Source organism: Kitasatospora sp. NPDC056273, assembly GCF_042268845.1.
GTDB lineage: Bacteria > Actinomycetota > Actinomycetes > Streptomycetales > Streptomycetaceae > Kitasatospora.
Window position 1 is genome coordinate 34,032 of sequence record NZ_JBHJSJ010000044.1, and the last position, 24,113, is coordinate 58,144.

At 72.4% G+C, this 24,113-nt stretch carries 24 protein-coding genes; 8 read left to right on the forward strand and 16 right to left on the reverse strand.

Annotated features, from left to right (window positions below):
- Positions 1–50 precede the first annotated feature (50 nt).
- The 3 genes from ACFCY1_RS30395 to ACFCY1_RS30405 all read right to left on the reverse strand — a co-directional run bounded on the left by ACFCY1_RS30395 (position 51) and on the right by ACFCY1_RS30405 (position 2,185).
- A complete protein-coding gene (locus ACFCY1_RS30395; protein ID WP_117491889.1) occupies positions 51–1,013 on the reverse strand; it encodes a folate-binding protein YgfZ in 963 nt (320 codons plus the stop codon).
- A gap of 19 nt (positions 1,014–1,032) precedes the next feature.
- The gene (locus ACFCY1_RS30400; protein WP_049656259.1) at positions 1,033–1,497 is read right to left on the reverse strand and encodes a Fur family transcriptional regulator; all 465 of its coding nucleotides are present in this window, start codon (positions 1,495–1,497) and stop codon (positions 1,033–1,035) included.
- Between the two features lie 103 nt (positions 1,498–1,600).
- Entirely contained in the window at positions 1,601–2,185 is a 585-nt protein-coding gene (locus ACFCY1_RS30405; RefSeq protein ID WP_049656257.1) for an FABP family protein, read from the reverse strand.
- Between the two features lie 348 nt (positions 2,186–2,533).
- Here ACFCY1_RS30405 and ACFCY1_RS30410 point away from each other — a divergent pair, with 348 nt between their 5' ends.
- Positions 2,534–2,896, forward strand: coding sequence for a DsrE family protein (locus tag ACFCY1_RS30410; protein WP_049656255.1), 363 nt, complete (start codon positions 2,534–2,536; stop codon positions 2,894–2,896).
- A 20-nt stretch (positions 2,897–2,916) separates the two neighbouring features.
- On the opposite strand, the gene ACFCY1_RS30415 is transcribed toward ACFCY1_RS30410, so the two are convergent.
- The 7 genes from ACFCY1_RS30415 to ACFCY1_RS30445 all read right to left on the reverse strand — a co-directional run bounded on the left by ACFCY1_RS30415 (position 2,917) and on the right by ACFCY1_RS30445 (position 7,649).
- Positions 2,917–3,189, reverse strand: a complete 273-nt coding sequence (locus ACFCY1_RS30415; RefSeq protein WP_082346012.1) for a DUF3099 domain-containing protein — start codon at positions 3,187–3,189, stop codon at positions 2,917–2,919.
- A gap of 75 nt (positions 3,190–3,264) precedes the next feature.
- The gene (locus ACFCY1_RS30420) at positions 3,265–3,555 is read right to left on the reverse strand and encodes a DUF1416 domain-containing protein (RefSeq protein ID WP_030059605.1); all 291 of its coding nucleotides are present in this window, start codon (positions 3,553–3,555) and stop codon (positions 3,265–3,267) included.
- Between the two features lie 37 nt (positions 3,556–3,592).
- The gene (locus tag ACFCY1_RS30425; RefSeq protein WP_049656251.1) at positions 3,593–4,429 is read right to left on the reverse strand and encodes a sulfurtransferase; all 837 of its coding nucleotides are present in this window, start codon (positions 4,427–4,429) and stop codon (positions 3,593–3,595) included.
- 232 nt (positions 4,430–4,661) lie between these two features.
- On the reverse strand, positions 4,662–4,742 hold the full coding sequence (locus ACFCY1_RS30430) for an Ms5788A family Cys-rich leader peptide (RefSeq protein ID WP_350517234.1): 81 nt from the start codon (positions 4,740–4,742) through the stop codon (positions 4,662–4,664).
- Positions 4,743–5,001: 259 nt separating this feature from the next.
- Complete coding sequence (locus ACFCY1_RS30435; protein WP_049656250.1) at positions 5,002–5,736, reverse strand: DUF2993 domain-containing protein; 735 nt, start codon at positions 5,734–5,736, stop codon at positions 5,002–5,004.
- A 189-nt stretch (positions 5,737–5,925) separates the two neighbouring features.
- Positions 5,926–7,350 (reverse strand): hypothetical protein, encoded by a 1,425-nt coding sequence (locus ACFCY1_RS30440; protein WP_375876667.1) that lies wholly within the window; start codon positions 7,348–7,350, stop codon positions 5,926–5,928.
- 5 nt (positions 7,351–7,355) lie between these two features.
- The gene (locus ACFCY1_RS30445; RefSeq protein ID WP_049659718.1) at positions 7,356–7,649 is read right to left on the reverse strand and encodes a MoaD/ThiS family protein; all 294 of its coding nucleotides are present in this window, start codon (positions 7,647–7,649) and stop codon (positions 7,356–7,358) included.
- 741 nt (positions 7,650–8,390) lie between these two features.
- On the opposite strand from ACFCY1_RS30445, the gene ACFCY1_RS30450 reads away from it, so the two are divergent.
- From ACFCY1_RS30450 to ACFCY1_RS30470, 5 genes are all read left to right on the forward strand, one after another.
- Positions 8,391–9,122: a response regulator transcription factor gene (locus ACFCY1_RS30450; protein WP_074006427.1), complete on the forward strand. Its 732-nt coding sequence runs from the start codon at positions 8,391–8,393 to the stop codon at positions 9,120–9,122.
- A 125-nt stretch (positions 9,123–9,247) separates the two neighbouring features.
- A complete protein-coding gene (locus tag ACFCY1_RS30455) occupies positions 9,248–10,306 on the forward strand; it encodes a LacI family DNA-binding transcriptional regulator (protein WP_049659714.1) in 1,059 nt (352 codons plus the stop codon).
- 153 nt (positions 10,307–10,459) lie between these two features.
- On the forward strand, positions 10,460–11,716 hold the full coding sequence (locus tag ACFCY1_RS30460) for a S1C family serine protease (protein ID WP_375876668.1): 1,257 nt from the start codon (positions 10,460–10,462) through the stop codon (positions 11,714–11,716).
- A gap of 68 nt (positions 11,717–11,784) precedes the next feature.
- The gene (locus tag ACFCY1_RS30465) at positions 11,785–12,555 is read left to right on the forward strand and encodes a response regulator transcription factor (protein WP_074006426.1); all 771 of its coding nucleotides are present in this window, start codon (positions 11,785–11,787) and stop codon (positions 12,553–12,555) included.
- Complete coding sequence (locus tag ACFCY1_RS30470; protein ID WP_375876669.1) at positions 12,552–14,054, forward strand: ATP-binding protein; 1,503 nt, start codon at positions 12,552–12,554, stop codon at positions 14,052–14,054. The genes ACFCY1_RS30465 and ACFCY1_RS30470 overlap by 4 nt, the downstream gene beginning before the upstream one ends.
- Before the next feature lie 95 nt (positions 14,055–14,149).
- Here ACFCY1_RS30470 and ACFCY1_RS30475 read toward each other — a convergent pair whose 3' ends face one another.
- The 6 genes from ACFCY1_RS30475 to ACFCY1_RS30500 form a co-directional block, all read right to left on the reverse strand.
- A complete protein-coding gene (locus ACFCY1_RS30475; RefSeq protein ID WP_375876670.1) occupies positions 14,150–15,943 on the reverse strand; it encodes a bifunctional metallophosphatase/5'-nucleotidase in 1,794 nt (597 codons plus the stop codon).
- Between the two features lie 191 nt (positions 15,944–16,134).
- Positions 16,135–17,484 (reverse strand): ATP-binding protein, encoded by a 1,350-nt coding sequence (locus ACFCY1_RS30480; protein WP_049654291.1) that lies wholly within the window; start codon positions 17,482–17,484, stop codon positions 16,135–16,137.
- A gap of 74 nt (positions 17,485–17,558) precedes the next feature.
- Positions 17,559–19,133, reverse strand: a complete 1,575-nt coding sequence (locus ACFCY1_RS30485) for an SCO6880 family protein (RefSeq protein ID WP_049654294.1) — start codon at positions 19,131–19,133, stop codon at positions 17,559–17,561.
- Between the two features lie 7 nt (positions 19,134–19,140).
- A complete protein-coding gene (locus tag ACFCY1_RS30490) occupies positions 19,141–20,457 on the reverse strand; it encodes a hypothetical protein (protein WP_375876671.1) in 1,317 nt (438 codons plus the stop codon).
- On the reverse strand, positions 20,405–21,217 hold the full coding sequence (locus ACFCY1_RS30495) for a hypothetical protein (RefSeq protein WP_375876672.1): 813 nt from the start codon (positions 21,215–21,217) through the stop codon (positions 20,405–20,407). Before ACFCY1_RS30495 ends, ACFCY1_RS30490 begins: the two co-directional genes overlap by 53 nt.
- A 167-nt stretch (positions 21,218–21,384) precedes the next feature.
- Positions 21,385–21,735 carry a hypothetical protein gene (locus ACFCY1_RS30500; protein ID WP_049654299.1) on the reverse strand — a complete coding sequence of 117 codons (351 nt, stop codon included), beginning with the start codon at positions 21,733–21,735 and terminating at the stop codon, positions 21,385–21,387.
- Positions 21,736–21,983: 248 nt separating this feature from the next.
- Here ACFCY1_RS30500 and ACFCY1_RS30505 point away from each other — a divergent pair, with 248 nt between their 5' ends.
- The gene (locus ACFCY1_RS30505; RefSeq protein ID WP_375876673.1) at positions 21,984–23,195 is read left to right on the forward strand and encodes an NlpC/P60 family protein; all 1,212 of its coding nucleotides are present in this window, start codon (positions 21,984–21,986) and stop codon (positions 23,193–23,195) included.
- A 194-nt stretch (positions 23,196–23,389) separates the two neighbouring features.
- On the forward strand, positions 23,390–24,112 hold the full coding sequence (locus ACFCY1_RS30510; RefSeq protein WP_074006422.1) for a phosphatase PAP2 family protein: 723 nt from the start codon (positions 23,390–23,392) through the stop codon (positions 24,110–24,112).
- Position 24,113: the final 1 nt, after the last annotated feature.

The window sequence follows — 24,113 nt, forward strand, 5'->3', positions numbered from 1 at the left end:
CCGGGGCGCCGAGCGGCCCCGGCGCGGCCCCGGCGCGGCCCTGGAGGGCCCTACTGCGGGACGATCACGTCCTGGGTGCCCGGCACCGTGCCGGCCAGCAGCACGGCGTCCACCGGGACGTTCCGCTTGACGATCGCCAGCGCGATCGGCCCCAGCTCGTGGTGCCGGGCCGAGGAGGTCACGAAGCCCAGCGCCCGCCCGTCCGGGTCGGTGGCCAGCCGCACCTCGGTGCCGTGCGGGGGCAGCGTCTCCTCGGTGCCGTCCAGGTGCAGGAAGACCAGCCGGCGCGGCGGGCGGCCCAGGTTGTGCACCCGGGCGACGGTCTCCTGGCCGCGGTAGCAGCCCTTCTGCAGGTGGACGGCGGTGCGCAGCCAGTCCACCTCGTGCGGGATGGTCCGGTGGTCGGTCTCGAAGCCCAGCCGGGGCCGGTGGCCCTCGATCCGCAGCGCCTCGTACGCCCAGACCCCGGCCGCCGGGCCGTACCCGGCGGTGAGCCGCTCCAGCTCGGCGCGCGGCACGAACAGGTCGCGCCCGTACGGGAGTTCGCGGACGGCCGCGGCGCCCTCGACGGAGGCGGTGGAGCCGGCCGGCAGGTGGACCACGGCGTACTCGGCGGTCGCGTCGGCGACCTCCACCCGGTAGAAGAACTTCATGCCCTCCAGGTAGGCGACCAGCGCCTCCTGGGTGCCCGGCTCGACGTGCGCCCAGGTGGTGGTGCCGTCGTCCACCAGGTAGAGCGCGTGCTCGACGTGCCCGTTCGGGGAGAGCACCAGCGCCTCGGCGGCCTGCTGCGGCGGCAGCTCGCTGACGTGCTGGGTGAGCAGCAGGTGCAGCCAGGAGAGCCGGTCCGCGCCGGTCACGGTGACCACGCCGCGGTGCGAGAGGTCGACGAAGCCGACGCCCTGCGACAGCCTGCGTTGCTCGCGGAAGATGTCGCCGTAGTGGGCGGCGACGCCCTCGTCGGCCCCCTCGGCGGGGACGGCTCCGGGCAGGGAAAGCAGCGGGCTCTTCACACCGGTCATACCGGCCAGCTTACGGCTGGTCCCCGACGAGCTTGGCGGTGCAGTCGGCGCAGCGGCCGAAGATGGCGAAGTGCTTGAGGTCGGTGTCGAAGCCGTGCCGCTCGCGCAGGCTGTCGATCAGCGGCTGGGCGATCTCGGTGCCGGTCTCGGTGACCTTGTCGCAGTCCCGGCAGACCAGGTGCAGGTGGTGGTGGCGGCCGGCCAGGTGGTAGGTCGGGGCGCCGTGGCCGAGGTGGGCGTGCGAGACCAGGCCCAGCTCCTCCAGCAGCTCCAGGGTCCGGTAGACGGTGGAGATGTTGACGCCGCTGGCGGTCCGGCGGACGTGGCAGAGGATGTCGTCGGGGGTGGCGTGGTCGAGCTCGTCGACGGCCTCCAGCACGAGCTGCCGCTGCGGGGTGAGCCGGTACCCGCGTTCGCGCAGGTCGGCCTTCCAATCGCCGGAGAGCTGCCAGTCGGTGGTGCCGGTGTCCGCCACGGTACTCGTCCCTGCCAATGGTCGGGGGTCCTGGAGCAAGTGTAGGGACCGGCCGGGGGCCGGTCCCTACCTCGTGCACGGAAGTGCCGGTCGCGCGATCGGCCTACTTGAAGAAGGCGATGCCGTCGTCCGGCAGGTCGTTGATGTCCTTGATCAGCTGGGCCGGGCTGAGCACCTTCTTCAGCTGGGCGGACATGTACGGGCGCAGCGGCACGCTCGGGGCGGCCTTCTCGCCGACCCAGAGCAGCTCGCCGTTGACGAAGCCGTACAGCCGCTTGCCGCCCGAGTACTCCGGGGAGCCCTCGATCCGGGCGACCGCGTCGGTGGAGACGTCGACCTGGGGCTTGCCGTCGGCCAGCTCGCCGTACCAGATCTCGACCGTGCCGTCGTCGCGGACGGAGGAGATCTCGATCCCCCGGACACCGCTGGTGCCGTCGTGGTTGCTGGTGATGCGCCAGAACGCGTGCTCGTTCTCCAGCGGACGGACCTTCTCGCCCTCGCTGTCCAGCACCCAGGTCCGGGAGCGGAACTCCAGGAAGGGGCGGCCGTCGTGGCGGATCACGATCTCCTGGCCGAAGTTGCACTTCTCCGCGCCCGGGAAGTCGTAGACGCCCGCGCCCTCCCAGGTGCCGAGGAGGAAGGCGAGCGGGACGACGTCCCTGTGGAGGTCAGAAGGGATCTCGATCATGTTCCTGGTCGCTGTTCTCGTCGGTGTGGGACTGCCTCAACCGTACGGCAGTCTCAGCGCTGGCCCTGGTACAGCTTCATCACCGAGAAGATGGCGAACCAGGTGATCAGCACGGCCATGAGGGCCAGCAGACCGTCGAAGAAGATTTCCAGACCGGACACGGGTGGCTCCCAGGCGGCGACAGTGTGGTGGATTGTGCTCGGCTCACTCTATCCGCCGGGTTCCGGAGGGTCGCGGTGAGCCCCACCACGTCGCCGTTCGCGCCGTCCTCCTGCGGCTGCTCAAGCTTTGCCCAAGGCTTCCGGGGATGCCGGACGGCGGGGGCGCCGGCACCTCTAAGGTGGCGCCATGGCGAAGAAACTGGTCATCAAGGTCACCGCAGGGGCGGACGCGCCGGAGCGGTGCTCGCAGGCGTTCACGGTGGCGGCGGTGGCCGTCGCCAGCGGGATCGAGGTCTCGCTCTGGCTGACCGGGGAGTCCTCCTGGTTCGCGCTGCCGGGCCGGGCCGCGGAGTTCGAACTGCCGCACGCGGCGCCGCTGCCGGACCTGCTGGAGTCGATCCTGGCAGCCGGCTCGGTGACGCTGTGCACCCAGTGCGCGGCCCGGCGCGGGATCACGCAGCAGGACACCGTCGAGGGTGTCCGCATCGCGGGCGCCCAGGTCTTCGTCAGCGAGATCATGTCGGACAACGTCCAGGCGCTCGTGTACTGAGGCACCTCGCACATTGACGCCTACGGGCGTTCCTCGTGGTCGGGGCGGTCCCGGTCGTGGCCGGGCTCGTCCCACTTCGGGTCGTCCCAGCGCGGGTCGTTCCACCAGTCGTCGTCCGGGTCGCGCTTGTTGGCGAACACCGCGGCGGCCGGCGGGATGACCATCGCGACCACGCACATGCCGATCGCCGCGCCGACCGAGAAGAACCGCACCACGCCCCAGGCCATGACGAACAGGCCCAGACACACGCCCATCATGGCGAAGTAGTAGCGACGCCGCCGCCTTGCCTGCACCCCTCCACGGTACGACCGAGGGCCCCTGCTCGGCAGGGGCCCTCGGAGTCTGGTCCGGGATCGTCCCGGCTCCGGTCAGACCGCGATCGCGACCTCGACGGCGGTGCCCTGGGAGGCCACCACCTGACGGTCCACGGTCTGGCCCGGCACCAGCGCGCGCAGGGTCCACTTGCCCGGGCGGGCGAAGAACCGGAACTGGCCGGTCGCCGAGGTGGGCACCTCGGCCGTGAACTCGCCGCCCTCGTCCAGCAGCCGCACGTAGCCGTTGACCGGCTCTCCGTCGCGGGTCACCGAACCCTGGATGATCGTCTCGTTCGCCACGTCAACTCCTGCCAGGTCCGGGCCGCCGGCCTTCGCACCGCACATGTCTGTCTCCTTCTGACTTACGGGTCGAGCCGGGGGCTCAGTTGCTGCCGAGCTCGATCGGCACGCCGACCAGGCTGCCGTACTCGGTCCACGAGCCGTCGTAGTTCTTGACGTTCTCCTGGCCGAGCAGCTCGTGCAGCACGAACCAGGTGAGCGCGGAGCGCTCGCCGATGCGGCAGTAGGCGATGGTGTCCTTCGCCAGGTCGATGCCCTCGGCCTCGTACAGCGCCTTGAGCTCGTCGTCGCTCTTGAAGGTGCCGTCGTCGTTGGCGTTCTTGGCCCACGGGATGTTGCGGGCGCTCGGCACGTGGCCGGGGCGCTGCGACTGCTCCTGCGGGAGGTGCGCCGGGGCGAGCAGCTTGCCGGAGAACTCGTCGGGCGAGCGGACGTCGACCAGGTTCAGGGTGCCGATGGCGGCGATCACGTCGTCGCGGAAGGCGCGGATCGAGGCGTCGGCGGCCTGCGCCGTGTACTCGGTGGCCGGGCGGGCCGGCACCTCGGCGACCAGGTCGCGGGAGTCCAGCTCCCACTTCTTGCGGCCGCCGTCCAGCAGGCGGACGTCGCCGTGGCCGTACAGCTTGAAGTACCAGTAGGCGTACGAGGCGAACCAGTTGTTGTTGCCGCCGTACAGCACGACGGTCTGGTCGTTGGCGATGCCCTTGGCGCTCAGCAGGGCCTCGAAGCCGGCCTGGTCGATGAAGTCGCGGCGGACCGGGTCCTGGAGGTCCTGCTTCCAGTCGATCCGGACGGCGTTGCGGATGTGGTTCTTCTCGTACGCGGAGGTGTCCTCGTCGACCTCGACGATGACGACCTTCGGGTCGTCCAGGTGGGCCTGGACCCAGTCGGCGTCGACCAGGACGTCGCTGCGGCTCATGGTGGGTTCTCCATCCGAGGGCGGTTGTGCGGAAGGTGCTGCTCAGGAGGGTGCTGCAGGGTGCCCGGGAGGGTGCGGTCCGAAACCCTGTCCGAATAGCGGGACAAGGGGGTGGGCCGGTGCGGCCGGGCAGGAGACTGCGGAGTACCTCGGCGACCGCCGGCCCGGGGGGCCGGGCGCGGTCGCCGGAAAGATCGGCGGCGGGCGTCAACTGCCCTGCCGGGGCGCCGAATCAGCGCATTCGACACAGACAGGCGGCCACGCGGCACAGGTCTACCGCCCGCCGCTTCGTGAGGTCCGTCTGTCGCTTCATGCCGACGATGCTAGGGACACCGGAGGCCCGCTGTCATCAGCGTATCGAATAGTGGGATCAGAACGACCGGATGATGGGATTTGCCCCCGGTCCGGCCTGTCCGGGCCCGGCCGGCGGCCCCCGGAGGGCGTGCGCGGGGCGCGAACGACACCGCTCCACGGCCCGCGCTGGACAGCGCGTCTCGCGGAGCGGAACGATTCGGCACAGCCGTGGGCGGGCCCCGAGGACGGGCCGGGGACGGGCCGCGCACGGGCCTGGATCAGCCCAGGAGCTTGACGTCCTTGCCGTCGAAGGTCAGCTGGAGGCCCTCCGGCAGCGGCGTCACACCGCCGCCCCCGCCCTCCTTGTCGGCCAGCTTCAGCCCGGCCGGCAGCGAGTCCAGGGTGAAGCTCATCGGCTCCAGCTGCTGGTTGGTCGCGCCGGCCACCAGCCCCGCCAGCGAGCTCAGCCGGAAGCCGTCCACCGTGACGGTGTTCCCCTTGTTGCGCACGCTGCCCTCGCCGATCTCGATCGGACCCAGCGAGGCCTTGACCTTGCCCGGACCGGCGTAGGCCAGGCTCAGCCGGGAGTTGCCGCCCACCGGCAGCTTGGCGCCGTGCAGCAGCTGGGAGGCGGGCGGCAGCAGCTGCGCGAGGTCCGGGTAGGAGATCACCCCGCTGCCGGTGCCGCTGTCCACCGTGGCACTGCTCATGCTGTCGCTGACCTTGACGCCGGCGAGCCGCGCCTTGAACGAGTGCAGCGCCACCTGGTGGCTGCCGTCGCCGACGGCCAGGCCGTCGGAGGAGATCCGGACGTCGTCCAGCTTCATCGACAGCACCTGGGTGAGGAACGGGAAGCCCTCGATCGAGACGTCCGGGCGCTGGCTCATCCGCCCGCTCTTCACGATCCGGTCGGCGGCCTCGTCCTCGGCCACGCCCACCGCGATCCGGTCCGCACCCAGCAGCAGGCCGGAGAGCACCGCCAAGCCGATCGTGGCCTTCAGCCATCCGCGCATCGTGTCCCCCGTCGTCGCCGGTCGCTGTGGTCGTTCGTCGCTGTGGTCGTTCGCAGTGGGTCGTTCACCGTTCCGTGGCGGACGCAGGACACGTCCGCCCTCGCACGACCGTACGACGTCCCGCCCCGGAACATGGTTCCGGGGCGGGAATTCGACCTGAACAGGCCTGGACGGGTGGGTACGGGTGGCTCAGGCCAGCAGCTCCGTGGCGATCCAGGCCAGCGGCGCGGCCACCGCCAGCGGCAGCGCCACGCCCGCCGTCATGTGCACGAAGCGGGACGGGAAGTCGTACGCCGCGACCCGACGGCCGACCAGCGCACCCAGCCCGGCCAGCGCACCGAGCGCCGGCGGGGCCCCGACCAGCAGGCCCAGCAGCACCGCCGCGGCCAGGCCCAGCACCGGGCCCAGCTGCTTCGGCCCGGGCAGCGGCGCCGCGGCCAGCAGGGTGGCCAGCGCCACCGCGCCCACCGCGGCCGGCACCCAGTCGGCCAGCAGCAGCGCGGTGCACAGCACCGTCACCACGGTGGCCGAGCCGAGCACGGTCAGCGCGTAGAACCGCTCCTTCGGGTCCGACGGGCGGAACGTCTGCAGCACCAGGACGAGCAGGAAGAACCCGCCCAGGGTGCCCACCACGGCCGCCACGCCACCGTCGGAGTCCGCCAGCAGCACCGCCACGTCCGCCGTCAGGCCCGCCAGCGCGGCGAGCAGGATGCCCTGCCGGGCCGGCCACATGCCGTTCAGCCGGAACCAGCCGGCCGCCGTCAGCAGCTGGAGCGGCGCGACCACCAGGGCCAGCGCGACCTGCCCGAGCGCGGCACCGCCGGCCAGCAGCGCGGCCACGGCGGCGGTGATCAGGGCCGGCTGCAGGCCCGGGTCGATGATCGGTGAGCCGGTCCGGCCGCGCGGACCGGCGGGCGGCGCCGCCTGCGGCGGGACGGCCCCGTACGGCGGCGCGGCGGGGGCGCCCAGCGGGCCGGGGGCCACCGGGCGCTTGAGCGTCATGGTCGGCGGGTCGAAGGCCTCCGCCGCCTGCTGCGCGGGGGCCTGCTGCGGCGCCGGGGCCGCGTGCCGGGCCCGCGGCCCCGGCGGCCGGGGGAGCTGCAGCTGGATCGTCGGATCCGGCTGGGGCTGCACCGGCTGCTCCGGCGGCCGCCGCCGCTGCCGCGGCTGCGGGGCCTGCGGCGGCTGCGGGACCTGCTGGGCCTGCGGGACCTGCGGCGGCTGGTACGGCTGGTGGGCCTGCTGCGGCTGGTGACCCTGCGGCTGGTACGGCTGGTGACCCTGCTGCCGGGGCGCGCCCGACAGCGGACCGGACACCACCACCGGCGGCAGCAGCGCCGTCGCCTCGGCGTCGCTCACCGCCGGCACCGGCGGCAGCAGAGTGGTCGCGGCCGCGTCGTCGAACGCGGGCACCGCCGGCAGCACCGCGGTCGCCGCCGCGTCGTCCACCGGGTAGCCGTACGGCGACTGGTGGCCGGGCTGCTGCGGCGGGACGTACGGCTGCTGCTGCGGGTACGGCTGCTGTCCCTGGGGCGGGTACGGCTGGTGGGGCTGCTGCGGCCACTCGCCGTGGCCGCCGTGGTTCGGGTGGTTCGGGTTGTTCATGTCCGTCACGCCGCTCAGCCTCCCGCGAACGGCGGGAGGACCTCGACCGTCCCGCCCTCGGTCAGGGCGACGGTCGCGTGGTCGCGGCCGCCCACCTGGGCCCCGTCGACCAGGTACGAGCAGTGCCCGAGCAGCTGGACGAGCTTCGGCCGGTCGGCGTGCCGCGCCCTGGCCGCCGCCAGCGCCTCCGCCAGGGTCGCCGCCTCGTACGGCTCCTCGGCCAGCCCGGCCTCAGACTTCGCCGCCGCCCAGTAGCGGATCGTCCCGCGCACCCGGGCGCCGCTCGCGGGCTCGGTGGTCGCGCCCATCGGGCCACCCCTTCTCGTCGTCCTCGCCCGGCTCCGGTACCCCGGTCCGGCTCGCCACCGCGACGGCCGCCCGACCACCCGAACGATGGACCCGAACAGCGCCTCCGATGTGCGCCCCCCATGATGGCGTGTCGGCCACCACGAGCGGCAATCGCCCTGGCCGGACCGGCACGGAGTACGCACCGGCCTCGCACCGGACCGCCACCCGGAGGCGCCGGACCAGCGCCGGACCGGCGCTCGAAGCTGTGTCCAGCCTCACCCGGCGCACGCCCGAATTGGGCGAACCGCCGGATTCCGGCACTCCCGGCGGAGGGGGCGGTCGGCTATCCTCGACCACCAAGAGGGATCCGGGCAGAGTCGCCCCCGGGTCCTTTTGTGCTTCCAGGACGCCGGTACGGACGTTCTTGCGATTCGTCGGCCCACCCCCGGCGCGCAGCAGGGACCTCCCGGCCGGCGCGGCACAACGACGTGCCCCGGCCGGCCGGGGCATCGCCACCCGGCACCGGGCCGCCACCCGGCGCCGGACCAGACCGGAGGGTTCGCGGTGAGGAACAGGGCAGAAACGGTGCGCCCGGGGTTGCGGGACCCCCGGCGGACCCGCCGTCGCGCCCCGCACGCCGTCCGCTCCCCCGGTCCGCCGCGACCGGCCGTCGTCCTCCCCTCCCCCTCAGCACGTGCGCCATCCGGCTGTGGCGGCAGCCGTCACGCGACCGCGACGACCCGGAAAGGGGACCACCGGGTATGAGTTCTCTCCTCCTCCTCACCAATGCGCTGCAACCGTCCGCCGAAGTGCTGCCCGCCCTCGGACTGCTGCTGCACAACGTCCGGGTGGCCCCCGCCGAGGGCTCGGCCCTGGTGGACACGCCCAGCGCGGACGTCATCCTGGTCGACGGCCGGCGGGACCTGCCGCAGATCCGCAGCCTCTGCCAGCTGCTGCGGTCCACCGGCATCGGCTGCCCGCTGATCCTGGTGGTCACCGAGGGCGGCCTGGCCGCCGTCACCGCCGAGTGGGGCATCGACGACGTCCTGCTGGACACCGCGGGCCCGGCCGAGGTCGAGGCCCGGCTGCGGCTCGCGCTCGGCCGCCTCCAGGTCGTCACCGACGACAGCCCGATGGAGATCCGCAACGGCGACCTCTCGGTCGACGAGGCGACCTACTCCGCCAAGCTCAAGGGCCGGGCGCTCGACCTCACCTTCAAGGAGTTCGAGCTGATCAAGTACCTCGCGCAGCACCCCGGCCGGGTCTTCACCCGGGCGCAGCTGCTGCAGGAGGTCTGGGGCTACGACTACTTCGGCGGCACCCGGACGGTGGACGTGCACGTCCGGCGGCTGCGCGCCAAGCTCGGCGTGGAGCACGAGCAGCTGATCGGCACGGTGCGCAACGTCGGCTACCGCTTCGTCGTCCCGGAGAAGCCCGAGAAGGGCGAACGGCCGGAGCTCGCCCAGCGCCCCGCCACCCCCCTGGACGCCTGAGGACCGGCCGGGCGGGCCGTCCCCCGCCCGGCTTGTCCGGTTCCTCCCGGAGCCGCCCGCCGGCCTGCCGAACAAGGCCCCAGCTCCCCCTGCCGCCCCGGAGGCCACACGCGTAGACTCCCCCCGTGGCCAAAGTGACGCGCGACGATGTAGCCCGGCTGGCTGGTACCTCGACCGCGGTCGTCAGCTACGTCATCAACAACGGTCCGCGCCCGGTCGCACCCGCGACCCGGGAGAAGGTCCTCGCGGCGATCGACCAGCTCGGCTACCGGCCGAACAGCGTCGCCCAGGCGATGGCCTCCCGGCGCACCAACCTGATCGGCATGGTCGTCCCGGACGCCCGCCAGCCCTTCTTCGCCGAGATGGCGCACGCCGTGGAACGGGCCGCCTCCGAGCGCGGCAAGCTCGTGCTGATCGGCAACTCCGACTACGTGGACGACCGCGAGGTGCACTACGTCCGCGCCTTCCTCGGGATGCGCGTCTCCGGCCTGATCCTCGTCAGCCAGGGCCCCTCGCAGCGCGCCGCCGAGGAGTTCGCCGCGATGGAGGGCGCCAAGGTCGTGCTGCTGCACCGCCGGCCCGAGGCGATCGACGACGTCGCGGTGGTCACCGACGACGTGGCGGGCGCCGAGGCGATCGTGCGCCACCTGCTGGAGGTGCACGGGCACCCGTACGTGGCCTGCTTCGGCGGCCCGGTCGAGTCCCCCGCCCCCGGCGACCCGGTCATCGACCACGTCGAGGGGTGGCAGCGCGCCATGGACGCGCACGGCGTCCCCACCGAGCCGCACCTGATCGACGCGCCCTTCCACCGCTACGGCGCCTACGACGTCGCGCTCGGCGTGCTCCGCTCGCCGGACCGGCCGCGGGCGATCTTCTGCTCCACCGACGACCAGGCGATCGGCGTGCTGCGGGCCGCCCGCGAGGTCGGCCTGCGGGTCCCGGAGGACCTCGCGGTGGCCGGCTTCGACGACGTGCCGGAGGCCGCGCTCGCCGACCCGCCGCTGACCACCGTCGCCTCCGACCGCGACGCGATGGCCCGGGCCGCCGTGGACCTGGTGCTGGACGACTCGCTGATGGTGCCCGGCTCGGACACCGAGCGGGTCCGCACCTTCCCGTCCCGGCTGGTCATCCGCCGTTCCTGCGGCTGCGGCGGCGACGCCCCCGGCCGGTCCGTAGCGGAGTAGCCGGCCCGGACCGGAGCGGCGGGCCCGTACCGGAACGGCCGGTTCCGCTCGGCAGGCGGGCTGACCAGGCTTTATGAGAACCCAACGGGCTTCTCTCCCCGTTCTGAGCCGGTTCTCATCCACTCCTCATGCACCGGGCCGAGCTTGGTCGACATGAGCGAGAAGCAGCAGCACCCCAGCGAGCAGTACGGCCCGTACGAGCCCCACGAGCAGTACGACCCCTACCAGGCCCACGGCCGGTACGGGCAGCACGGCCAGTACCAGGCCCACGGGCAGTACGAGGCCCAGGAGCCCCGGGTGATCGAGGGCACCGTGCTCGGCAGCGGCCCGGCCGCCGGCGGCTCCGGCACCACCGGCGCGGACGGGTACGGGCCCGGGTACAGCTACCGCGAGGACCACTCCGACGGCGGCTTCGACGCCCCGCCGCCGCCCCCGCCGATCCCGCCCGAGCCGCCCACGATCCTCGGACCGGGCTCCCCCGAGGGCCCCGGCCACCACGGCGGCCGGGCCCGGCGCGGACTGCTGCGCGGCCGGCTCGCCCTGGTCACCGCCGTCGCCGCGGTCGCGGCCGTCCTCGGCGGGGTCACCGGCGGCCTGGTCGCCGCCGACCACCAGGGCTCCGAGAACCGCGTCGGCACCATCGCCAGCCCGGTCTCCGCCCGCTCCGACGGCACCGCCGACGTGGCCGCCGTCGCCGCCGCCGTCTCGCCCAGCACCGTCGAGATCACCGTCAAGACCGGCAACGGCACCGCCACCGGCACCGGCGTCGTCCTGAACACCGACGGGCAGATCCTCACCAACTACCACGTGATCGACACCGCGTCCGCCGGCGGCCGGATCACCGTCACCTTCAAGGACGGCTCCACCGCCCAGGCCACCGTCACCGGCACCGACAAGGCCCTCGACGTCGCCGTGATCACCGCCACCGGCGCGAAGAACCTCACCCCCGCCGTCCTCGGCGACTCCTCCACCGTGGCCATCGGCGACCCGGTCGTCGCCATCGGCAACCCCGACGGCCTCACCGGCACCGTCACCTCCGGCATCATCAGCGCCGAGAACCGCGACGTCACCGTCCAGCTCGACGAGGGCAGCACCAGCAACAACGGCGGCTTCGGCCTCCCCTACCTGCCCGGCGTGCCCGGCCTGCGCGGCACCGCCCCGCAGTCCGACAGCGGCAGCACCACCACCTACAAGGCCTTCCAGACCGACGCCGCGCTCAACCCCGGCAACTCCGGCGGCCCGCTCATCAACGCCAACGGCCAGGTCATCGCCATCAACTCGGCGATGTACGCGCCCGGCGGCTCCGGCTCCTCCGGCGGCTCGGCCGGCAGCGTCGGCCTCGGCTTCGCCATCCCGATCAACGACATCAAGCAGGTCCTGCCGAAGCTCGAAGCCGGCCAGAACCTGTGAGCACCGCTCCCTGAGACGGACAATTGCTCCCAGCAGGCCCTCCACCCGACGAGAAAGGGCACCCGCCCATGACCCCGTCCGCCGACGACCGCACCACCGCCGAGGCCGGCCACCCCTTCGCCCGGCTCCTCGTGGTCGACGACGAACCCGCCCTCCGGGACGCCCTGGAGAGCAGCCTCGCCTTCGAGGGGTACGAGGTCGCCACCGCCACCGACGGCTACGAAGCCCTGGAATCCGTCGAACGCGACCGGCCCGACCTCGTCCTGCTGGACATCATGATGCCCCGGATGGACGGCCTCACCGCCGTCCGCCGGATGCGCTCGCGCGGCGACACCGTCCCGGTGCTGATGCTGACCGCCCGCGACGCCGTCGGCGACCGCGTCACCGGCCTCGACGTCGGCGCCGACGACTACCTCGCCAAGCCCTTCGAGCTCGACGAACTGCTCGCCCGCGTCCGCGCCCTGCTGCGCCGCAACGCCCTCGCCGCCGAGGCCGCCGCCCGCGCCGCCGTCGAGGACGAGAGCGAGGTGCTCGCCTTCGCCGACCTGCGGATGAACACCGCCACCCGCGAGGTCACCCGGGCCGGCAAGCCGATCGAGCTCACCCGCACCGAGTTCATGCTGCTGGAGATGTTCCTCGCCCACCCCCGCCAGGTCCTCACCCGCGAACAGATCCTCAAGGCGGTCTGGGGCTTCGACTTCGAGCCCTCCTCCAACTCCCTCGACGTGTACGTGATGTACCTGCGCCGCAAGACCGAGCAGGGCGGCATGCCCCGCCTGATCCAGACCGTACGCGGCGTCGGCTACGCCCTGCGCCCGGCCGCCGGCACGAGCGCGTGAACCACGTCCCGCCCCCACCGCTGGCACCCCCGCTGGCACCGCCCCGCACGCCCCGCCGCCGACAGCGCCTCCTCCACTGGTTCCGCTCCCGCTCGCTGCGCAGCCGCCTCACCTTCCTGAGCGCGGCGGCGGTGGCGGTGGCGATCGCGCTGTCGGCGCTGGCGTGCTGGTTCATCGTGGAGAAGCAGCTCTACGACCAGGTGCGGACCGACCTGGCCAACGCGACCGTGCCATCGGCGGCCCGAGTACCCCTGCTCCTCTGTTACCCGACCGCAGAACAGGCTCTGGCGAACCAGCCTACGAGCACCACCTCGGAGAACAGCATCGCAGTGGCCCGGGACACCCAGTTCGTGGTGGCCAACCCGACGGGCGTCTGCCTGCCCCCGAACGCGACCAAGGCGATCGTGGTCCAGCCCGGTGACGCAGCCGGGTTCAGGCTCAAGAACGGCCAGTCGATCATCCGCGACGGCCGTTTCACCGACGGGACCCCGGCGGTCGTCCGGATCTCGCTGGCCCACTCCGCGTCGGGGCCGGCCCTGCTGATGGTGGCCACCTCCACCCAGCCCGTCGAGGACTCCCTCCAGGGCCTCGCCATCCTCCTCGGCTCCGTCTCCGCCGGCGGCATCCTGCTCGCCGCCATCGCCGGCCGGCTGGTCGCCCGCTCCTCCCTCAAGCCCGTCGACCAGCTCACCGACGCCGTCGAGCACATCGCCCGGACCGAGGAGGTGGGCACCACCATCCCGGTCAACGGACACGACGAGATCGCCCGCCTCTCCACGTCGTTCAACTCGATGAGCACCGCCCTCGCCAACTCCCGCGAGCGGCAGACCCGGCTGATAGCCGACGCCGGGCACGAGCTCCGCACCCCGCTGACCTCCCTGCGCACCAACGTCGACCTGCTGATCCGCAGCAACGACACCGGCCGCCCGCTGCCCGCCGCCACCAAGACCAAGCTGCTCGGCAACATGAAGGCGCAGATGCAGGAGCTCACCGTGCTGATCGGCGACCTGCTCCAGCTCTCCCGCCCGGACACCCCGAAGAGCGGCCCGGCCCCCACCGTGGTCGCCCTGCACGAGCTCGCCGGACGGGCCGTCGAACGGGCCAAGCTGCGCGGCCCGGGGCTGGTCTTCGAGACCGACACCGAGCCCTGGTACGTGCACGGCGACGCGGCCGGGCTGGAACGGGCGGTGATCAACCTGCTGGACAACGCGGTCAAGTACAGCCCGCCCGGCGGCACCATCGACGTCCGGCTGCACCGGGGCGTGCTGACCGTCCGCGACCACGGCCCCGGCATCCCGCCGGACGAGCTCCAGTACGTCTTCGACCGGTTCTGGCGCTCGCCCTCCTCGCGCCAGCTGCCCGGCTCCGGCCTCGGGCTGTCGATCGTCGCGCAGAGCGTCCGGGAGGCGGGTGGCGAGGTCACCCTCGGCCCGGCCGCGGACGGCGGTCCGGGCGCGCTGGCCACCGTCCGCCTGCCCGGCGGCCCCGCCCCGGAATGACGGAATGACGGAATGACGAAAGGGGCGGGTGGGGCGCCCCGACAGCGCCCCACCCGCCCCCGTCCCAGGGCACACGCCCCGGAGCCGGCTCACGGTCAGTCGATGTCGCTGCCCGGGCCGATGACCTTGATCCGGTCCTGCGCCGGGGCCTGGAGCGGCGAGGCCGCCGTGCTGTGGGCGCTCAGGTAGGCCACGAAGACGTCCAGGTCCGAGGCGCCGACCAGCTTGTCGGTGCCGGCCGCGAAGGCCGGGAAGCCGTCGCCGCCGCCGGCCAGGAACTCGTTGGCCGCGACCCGGTAAGTGGCCGCCGGGTCGACCGGTGCGCCGTTCAGCCGCACCGAGTCCACGACCACCCGGTCCGCACCGGTCTTGCGCATGTCCAGGGTGTAGTGCAGGTTCGAGGACACCTGGAGGACCTTCGGCGCGGCCGCGTTGGAACCGCTCACCTGCTGCTGGAGCAGCTGGATCAGCTGGGCCCCGGTCAGCGTCTTGACCTGCATCATGTTGGTGAACGGCTGGACGGTGAACGCCTCGCCGTAGGTCACCACGCCGTCGCCCTCGCCGCCGGAGGCCTTGTAGACCAGGTCGGAGCGGATGCCGCCGGGGTTCATGAAGGCGACCTGCGCGCCGCCCTTGTCGGCCGGGGCCAGCCCGGCGAGCTGCGAGTCGGCGATCACGTCACCGAGCGGCTTCTCCAGGTCGCTGCTGCCGCGGCCGTTGATGTCCGAGGCGACGTAGCCGACCGGACGGTTGGCGATCGGGGCGGCCAGCTTGGAGTAGTGGTCGACCAGCGCCGTCATGTCCGACGCCTTCTCGACCGTGCGGCGCACCACGTGGTTCTCGGCCTTGACCGAGGGGCGCACGATCTCGCCGGTGGTCTTGTCCAGCTTCATGTCGATCTCGGTGAAGAGCCGGCCGAAGGAGGCGGCACTGGTCACCGAGCGCGGGACGCCGTTGGGGTCGGGGATGCTGCAGGCGTACGCGTTGTGGGTGTGGCCGGTGACGATGGCGCCGACCGCCGGGTCGATCTTCTTGGCGATGTCGACGATCGGGCCGGAGATACCCTGACCGGCCGCGCCGCAGTCGTAGTTGTAGACGCCGCTGGCCGGGTAGCCGCCCTCGTGGATCAGCGCGACGATCGAGTTGACGCCCTTGGCCTTGAGCTCGGCGGCGTACTTGTTGATCGTGGTGACCTCGTTGGCGAACTTCAGGCCCTTGACGCCCTCGGCGGTCACGATGTTCGGCGTGCCCTCCAGGGTGACGCCGATGAAGCCGACCTTCACGCCCTGGGACTTGGTCACCCAGTAGGGCGCCAGCAGCGGCTTGCCGGTCTTCTCGTCGGTGACGTTGGCCGACAGGTAGTTGAAGTTGGCGCCCTTGAAGGTGCGGCCGGGCTCGTAGCAGCCGTCGGTCGGGTGGCAGCCGCCGTCCTGCATGCGACGCAGCTCCTGCGCGCCCTCGTCGAACTCGTGGTTGCCCACGGAGGTGACGTCCAGGCCGAGCTTGTCCATCGCCTCGATGGTCGGCTCGTCGTGGAAGAGCGCCGAGGTCAGCGGGCTGGCGCCGATGATGTCGCCGGCCGCGACGGTGATCGAGTCGTCGGCCGGGATGCGCGCCTTGCGCAGCTCGGTGGCCAGGTACTCGATGCCGCCGGCCGGGGTGGCGACCTCCTTGCCGGTGGCCGGGTCGATCTCCTTGATCGTGCCGGACGAACCGGCCGGAGGCTCCAGGTTGCCGTGGAAGTCGTTGATCGCCAGCAGCTGGAGGTTGACGGTCTTGTGGCGCTTGGCGTCGGCGGCCTGGGCGGCCGTCGGCACGACGACCGTGCCGAGCAGACCAGCGGCGGCGACGACGGCGAGCGCCGTCCGTCGGGATCTGACGGTGAGCATGAAGGGTTCCCCTGCACCTTGGAGGGAGCACCGGCTGCGGACAGCGGCGGCGTTCGGGCGTGTGACATGTGCTGCGACTGCGAAGCCTAGGGTCAACGCGCGTAGCTGTCAGGACGTGGAACGTAACGAGAGGATTACCTCCGGACGAACCGTCACCGTCCGCCGGGTGCGGAGCCTGCGGAGAAGGCCCCTCAGACCCCCGGCTCGGCCGCCAACTTCTGGTCCGCGCGCACCCGTTCGGCCACCGCGTCCTCGGTCATCGCGCGGTCGGTGTAGACCAGCGGGCGCTCCGCCTCGGTGATGATGTGTTTGACCACCTGGACGTTGCTGTTGACGTCCCAGACCGCGATGCCCGGCGACAGGGTCGGGATGATCTCCACCGCCCAGCGCGGCAGGCCCAGCACCCGGCCGGTGGCCCGCGCCTCCTCGGCCTTCTGCATGTAGATCGTCCGGGTCGAGGCCATCTTCAGGATCGCCGAGGCCTCCTTGGCCGCCGCGCCGTCCACCACGTCGGACAGGTGGTGGACGACCGCGACGAAGGACAGGCCGAGCCGGCGGCCGAACTTCAGCAGCCGCTGGAACAGCTGGGCCACGAAGGGGCTGTTGATGATGTGCCAGGCCTCCTCGACCAGGAAGATGCGCTTCTTCCGGTCCGGCCGGATCCAGGTGTGCTCCAGCCACACCCCGACGATCGCCATCAGGATCGGCATCGCGATCGAGTTGCGGTCGATGTGCGAGAGGTCGAAGACGATCAGCGGCGCGTCCAGGTCGATGCCGTCGGTCGTCGACCCGTCGAACATGCCCCGCAGGTCGCCGTCGACCAGCCGGTCCAGCACCAGCGCCACGTCCAGGCCCCAGGACTGCACCTCGCCCACCGCCACGCCCAGCGACTCCACCGAGGACAGTTCGGGGTTGCGCAGGGTGTCGATGATGTCGTCCAGCACCGGCTGGCGGTCCTTCACCGAGGCCACCACGTGGGCGTGCGCGGCCTTCAGCGCGAAGCCGGCCCGCTCCTCCAGCCCGCGCCCCATCGCCACCTCGACGATCGTGCGCAGCAGCGACAGCTGGCCGTTCTGGGTGATCGCCGGGTCCAGCGGGTTGAGCTTCACCCCGCCGTCCCGGGCCGCCATCGGGTCCAGCCGGACCGGCTTTATGCCCAGCGCGTTGGCGATCAGGTTCCACTCGCCCACGCCGTCCTCGCCCTGCGCGTCCAGCACCACGACCTGGCGGTCGCGGAACCTCAGCTGCCGCAGCACGTACGTCTTCTCCAGCGCCGACTTGCCGTTGCCGGACTCGCCGAGCACCAGCCAGTGCGGCGCGGGCAGCTGCTGCCCGTACAGCTGGAAGGGGTCGTAGACGTACCCCTTGCCGCTGTACACCTCACGCCCGATGATCACCCCGGAGTCGCCCAGCCCCGGCGCGGCGGTCGGCAGGTAGACGGCCTGCGCCTGGCCGGTGGAGGTGCGCACCGGCAGACGGGTGGTCTCCACCTTGCCGAACATCAGGCTGGTGAACGCCTCGGAGAGGTTGCCGAGCGCCATGGGCGGGCTCCTGACGGGTCAGCGGTGGACGGACGTACGGGTGTGCGGGTGCACGGGTGTGCGGGTGCGTCCGCTCAGCGGCGGATGCCGGTGGCGAACGGGAGGGTGTTGACGAAGGCCCGGTGGTGCTCGCGGTCGCACCACTCCAGCTTGAGGTAGCTCTTGCCGGCCGAGGCCCGAATGGTCCGCTTGTCGCGGGCCAGCGCGTCGGGGTTGCGCGAGGAGACCGTGATGTAGCCGACCAGGTTCACCCCGGCCGCGCCGGAGGCCAGGTCGTCGCCGCGCTGGTCCACCCGGCCGGTGTGGGCCAGGTCGCGCGGGTCGACCGTGCGGTTCATCTTGGCCGCGCGGCTCGCCTCGGCCTCGTCGTTGGTCTTCTCGGTCAGCATCCGCTCGATCGCGACGTCGGTGGGCTCCAGGTCCATCGTCACCGCGACCGTCCGGATCACGTCCGGGGTGTGCACCAGCAGCGGCGCCAGGAAGTTGACGCCCACCGGGGTGAGCGGCCACTCCTTGATCCACGCGGTCGCGTGGCACCACGGCTCCCGGGTCGCCGACTCCCGGGTCTTCGCCTGCAGGTACTGCGGGTCGGTCGCGTCCAGCTCGGCCGGCCAGGCGTTGCGCCGGGACATCGCCTGGATGTGGTCGATCGGGTGGTCCGGGTCGTACATCGAGTGCAGCAGCGAGGAGAGCCGGGCCTGGCCCAGCGGCTGGCGCACCCGGATGTCCGCCTCGGCCAGCCGGGCGCAGATGTCGGTCAGCTCGCGCGCCATCACGGCCGCCAGCCCCTCGTCGTCCCGCGCCCGCCGCCCGGTGGCCGTCCGGCCCATCGCGTGCGCCTCGGCGGCCAGGTCACGGGTGTAGTGCATGCAGGCCACCAGGTACGCCCGGTGCTGCTCCGAGGAGGTCGACACCATCGACTGGAGCTGGTCGTACGAGTCCTGCAGCCAACGCGGCGAGGACGGGTCCCCGCGCCGCTCGACATCCTTGGCGTGCGCGTCCGGGTCGGCCGGCAGGGTCCGGGCCAGGATCTGCAGCCGGGTCACGAAGCCGTCCCCGTTGGCGACGTGCTTCAGCAGCGTCCCGAAGCGGTCGACCAGGGCCTCCTGGTCCTCCGAGTCCCGCAGGCCCACGCCCGGGCCCTCGATCTCGATCGCGGCCGTCACCGTGCGCCGCTCCAGGTGCATCAGCACCCCGACCTCGTCCGGCCCGAACGGCGCCGTCAGCCAGCGCAGCCGCCCCACCCCCGGCGGCGGGCCGACCTCCACCTCCCGGCCGTCCAGCCGGGTGCCCGCGTCCATCACGTCCGAACGCCACACCGCCCGCCCGCTGCGGACCGTCCGGCGGTAGGTGCGGTTGATCTCCACCCACTTGTAGAACGTCCGCCTGCGGTACGGCACGTACACCGCCGCGATGGCGAGCGCCGGCAGACCGACCAGACCGCCGATCCGCAGCGGCAGGACCGGCATCAGCAGGCCCCAGAGCATGCCGAGGAAGGCCCCGAAGATGATCAGCACGATCTCGCCGGACTCCCGGTTCCGGCCGATCGGCGCGTTCGGGCGGGCCTTGCCGATCAGGTAGGTGCGGCGCTGGTGGACGTACGGCTGGGCGTACTGGGCACCGTACTGGCCGAGCGGTTCACTGCTCACTTACCCGTCACCCTCCCTTCGCTGGATTGCTGTCGCGGATCGGAACCGGGCCCTGCTTCGGCCCGCCCTGCGGCGGCGGGGACGGCGTCCGCCCGGCGTGCGCGGCGATGCCCGGCGCGACCGAACCGCCGCCGGCACCCCCGCCACCACCCGTACCGGCCGCCTGACCGCGGTCGCCGTGGGTGCTGATGCCCTGCTTCATCAGGTTCGCGGTGCCGTTGATCATCGCCGAACCGGCCTGCACGGCATTGGCCCGGGCCCCGCGCATGTTCAGCATCTCGTCGCCGAAGCCCGGCACGAAGCGGTAGACCGAGGCGCTCGCGAAGATCGACAGGAACAGGATCGCCAGCCCGGACAGCACCCGGGCGAAGTCGTCGTCCGCCCCGGAGCCGGTCGCCACCGCGCCCGCCAGGCCCAGGATGACCACGATGATCGGCTTCGCCAGGTCCACCGCCAGCATCACCCCCGCCCAGCGCCGCACGTGCTTCCACAGCTGCCGGTCCACCAGCCCCGCGTACACCGCCGTACCCAGCAGCGCGCCGACGTACAGCATCGCCGCCCGGATCAGCAGCTCCACCCAGAGCACCGCCGCCGCCAGCACCGCGACCAGCGACACGATCACGAGTATCAGCGGGCCGCCGCCCACGTCGCCCTTCTCCAGCGTGTCCGCGAAGCCCCCCAGGTACGACCCGGTGTCCGTCTTCGTCCCGACCGCGATCGCCTTGGTCAGCCCGTCCGTCACGCTCACCACGGTGTACAGGATCAACGGCGTGAACGCGGACGCCACCACCGTCAGCCACAGGAAGCCGATCGCCTCCGAGAACGCCGTCGCCAACGGCGCCCCCCGCACCGCCCGCTTCGCCACCGCCAGCAGCCACAGCACCAACGTGATCACCGTCGACACGGCGAACACCACGGCGTACTGCTGCAGGAACGACGCGTTGGTGAAGTCCACCTGCGTCGTCCCGTCGATCGCCCCCGACAACTTCCGCACCACCCACGCCGCGGCCTGCGCACAGCTCTTGGCCAACGACCCGAGCGGATCGGCCACAGCCCCGACGGCGCCGCCCCCGGGGACCGAACCTCCGGGCTTGGAGGCACAGTAGACGTCGCTACCGGGCAACGGTAGGACGTCGCAGTTGTTGCTGGCCGAAGGGCTCGGGCTCGGGTCCGCGATGGCCCGGGACGCCATACCGATGGCTGCGGCCTGGAAGAGAGCGAAGGCCGTGACGACCCGGCCGAACCGAGGAAGCCGTTTCCTGATCTCGCCGTCAACGCGCATAGCGGAACCCTCCGAACTGCTCTGCTGATCCGGCGATCTCATCCGCTGTGGCCGCCTGCTGGTCGCCCGGCAGGGGGGCCGGGCCTGACTTACGAGTGAAGTCGGTGAGCTTCCAGTCGCTGCCCGTCCAGTGCAGCGAGAGCGTGAGGGTGAACCAGTTGGTGGTCACCGGCTGGACGGAGTGCTCGCCGGCGAGGCCGGTGAGGCCGGTGCACCACACCTCGACCTTGGCGTCGCCGTCGCTGTAGCCCGTCGACTTGGTGCCGACCGGTACCGTGCGGCTGACGAAGGTGAGGCCCTTGGGCGCGTGGCCCTGGGCGTCGAGGCCGTAGCGGGTGGCGGTGTCACCGCCGAAGCCCTGGTCCAGCCGGACCTGGAGCCCCGCCAGGGCGCCCGGGTCGGCGATGGTGGCGATGATGCCGTGCCGGCTGTCGGTGCGGAACATGTCCGCGGAGCCGATCGCCACCGCGTAGTTGGTGGCGGCCGACTGGGCGCCGGGTTCGGTGTGCGGGTAGCCGGTGGGGATGCCGTTGGCGGTGGTGCCGACGGGCTGGTCGCCGCTGGGGGCGGGGCCGGCGCCGGAGCCGGCGCGGTCGGCGGAGGTGCCGCCTCCGGTGCCGCTTCCGCTGCCGGGTGTGACCCGGTTGGCGATGGCGATGGCCACGACGAGCAGGGTGACGACCACGAGGACGGCCAGCAGGGCGCGCAGCGGGCGGGACTGACGGTGGTTCTGCTGGGGGGAGGACTGTTCGCCGACCGGCAGGCGCGTACGGGTGCGCGGCTGGTCGTCGGACAACGGCACGGCGGCCCTCCTGGTGCGGGGAGCCGGGGCGGCTCCGGGGGCCCTCCGCCCGGGGGCGGGCGCGAGCGGAGGGTGGGAACGGGGGTGGGGTCCTGGCGGGCCGGCCGTCGGAGGGGGTCCGGACGGGGACCCGGCCTCAGGCAGGTCGGACTACTGCTGTCCGATCGTCAGATCGCCATGCCGTAGACAATGGTGAACAGAGTGCCGAGTGATCCGATGATGAACACGCCGGTCAGTCCGGCGACGATCAGCCCCTTGCCCTGTTCGGCGCCGAAGCTGTCGCGCATCGCGGTCGCCCCGATCCGCTGCTTGGCCGCGCCCCAGACCGCGATGCCGAGGCAGAGGAGGATGGCGACGGCCATGATGACCTCGACCATCACCCGCGCCTCCGACCCGAGGGTCGCGAACGGCCCCCAGTCCGGGGCGATTCCGCCGATGATGGTGTCGATGTTCGGCTTCTTGGGGGGGTCCTCGGCCAGGTGGCTGACCGCATTGGTGTGCACGCTGCTCAGGTTCATTTCCATCTCACCGCCCGATCAGGCAAATTCAAGGGCCCGGACCCGGCCCGCGCGAAGGGTCGGTACCTATTCTTGGCCAGATCTGATGTCGACTTGGCTACTTCTCGCGAATTGGTCGTGAGGCATCGGACACGTACGCGAGGATGTACACCGTACGAAGGATAGCGCTCACTGTTCGTATCTCTGATGATTGCGGTGAGCAACGCCTTCCGGGACACTTCGACTGACGACTCGTCGGGATGGTGCTGATGGTACTCCGGAAGGCCGGTACGGCCGCCGTCGCTGCGGGAGTTGTTGGTTTCGGGTTCATCGGGCTGGTGACGATAGGGACTTATGCGGCGAGTGGGACGCCGCAGCAGGCGGCGAATCGTTCCGCCCTGTCCCCCGGAACGGTCCCCGCGGCCTACCAGGAACCGATCCAGCGGTGGGGTGCGCTCTGCGCGGAGATCTCCCCGCCGATGCTCGCGGCGCAGCTGTACCAGGAGAGCGGTTTCGACCCCAAGGCGCGCTCCGGGGTCGGGGCGCAGGGCATGGCGCAGTTCATGCCGGGCACCTGGAGCTCGTACGCCACCGACGGCAACGGGGACGGCAGGGCGGACGTCTGGGACCCGCTGGACGCGATCGCCTCGGCCGCGACCTACGACTGCGCGATCGCCAAGCAGGTCGCGAAGGTCCCGGGCGACCCGCAGGCCAACCTGCTGGCCGCCTACAACGCCGGCGAGGGCGCGGTGCTCAAGTACAACGGGATCCCGCCGTACCGGGAGACCCAGGGCTACGTGCGGAACATCCAGGCGATGGCCCGCAGCTTCACCGCGCCGGTCTCGCCGACCGCGCCGCTGGAGGTGTCCGCGCAGTCGTCGGCCGCGATCTACTTCGCGCAGACCAAGCTCGGCACCCCGTACCTGTGGGGCGGCGAGGGCCTGCCCTCGCAGAACGGGCGGTTCGACTGCTCGGGCCTGACCCAGGCCGCGTTCGCCAGTGTGGGCATCACTCTGCCCCGGGTGGCCAACGACCAGTGGTACGCCGGGCCGCACCCGTCGCGGGACCAGCTGCGGCCGGGCGACCTGGTGTTCTGGGCGACGGACCTGAGCGATCCGCGGAGCATCCACCACGTCGGGATCTACGTCGGCGGCGGGTACATGATCAACGCGCCGCACACCGGCGCGGTGATCCGCTACGACAAGATCGACACCCGGGAGTACATCGGCGCGACCCGGGTCACCTCGGACGGCGCCCAGGCGCTGCCGACCCGCAACAACGACGGCGTGGTGAACGCCCCGAGCCGGCCGGGCGGCACGGAGCCCACCGCCCCGACGGGAGGCCAGGGCGGCACCCAGGGCGGCGCACCGGGCAGTGCTCCGAGCGGTGCTCCGAGCGGCACCCCGGCGGCCTCCGGCCGGCCCGCGGCCGCCGCCCCGCCCGCGCAGGCCGGGCCGAGCCCCACCGGGGCGGGAGGGTAGGCCCGAGGTGGCCGGGACGGCCGGGACCTGTGTGCGCGCTGTGGACGCTGAGTCACGTTTACATAACCGCGTGTTTCCATGGAACGCTGTGTCCCGGCGATGACGTTGGGTCCGGTGGCCCCCCGTCAGCTTTCGGCGCCGGGGCCGGCCCCGGCGGGAACGTACAGGTGCAGTGGACCAGAAGGAGGTGCGGCGTGTCGACGCCGCTTGCCGACACGACCAACCCCGACCTCGACCTGCTCTACGCCGTCAACGGCCTGGCCAAGCGCTCCCCGCAGTGGCTTGACCACCTGGTCTCGTGGATCGGCGAGTACGGCATCCTGATCGGCCTGGCGATGCTGGGCCTGGTGGCCTGGCTCCAGGCCAGGCGCCGTCCGGACGCGCCGGTGGCGATGGCCGGGCTGCTCTGGGTGCCGCTCTCGGTGGCGGTCGCCGAGCTGGCGAACCTGCCGATCGCCGCGATCGTGAACCGCCCGCGCCCCTTCGTCGACCATCCGGGGCTGCTGGTGCTGGTGGACGGCAAGGCCGGCACCCACTCCTTCGTCAGCGACCACTCGACCATGACGATGGGCGTCGCGGTGGCGCTGTTCCTGGTGAACCGCAGGCTGGGCTGGATCGCCGGCGGGCTGGCGCTGCTCCAGGGCTTCTGCCGGATGTTCATGGGCGTCCACTACCCGACCGACGTGATCGGCGGCTTCGCGCTGGCCGTCGCCGTGGTGCTGCTGCTGGCGCCGATCGCGATGGCGGTGCTGGTGCCGTTCTGCCACGCGCTGAGCCGGACGGCGGTCGCCCCGCTGATCCGGGCGCCCGAGCGCGGCGGCGCGGCCCGCGGCGGGGCCGGTCCGCGCGGCCGTCGGCGCGGGCGCGGGGCGGTGCGGGCCGGGGAGCAGCCGCCGGAGTCCGACCTCGCGGCCTGAG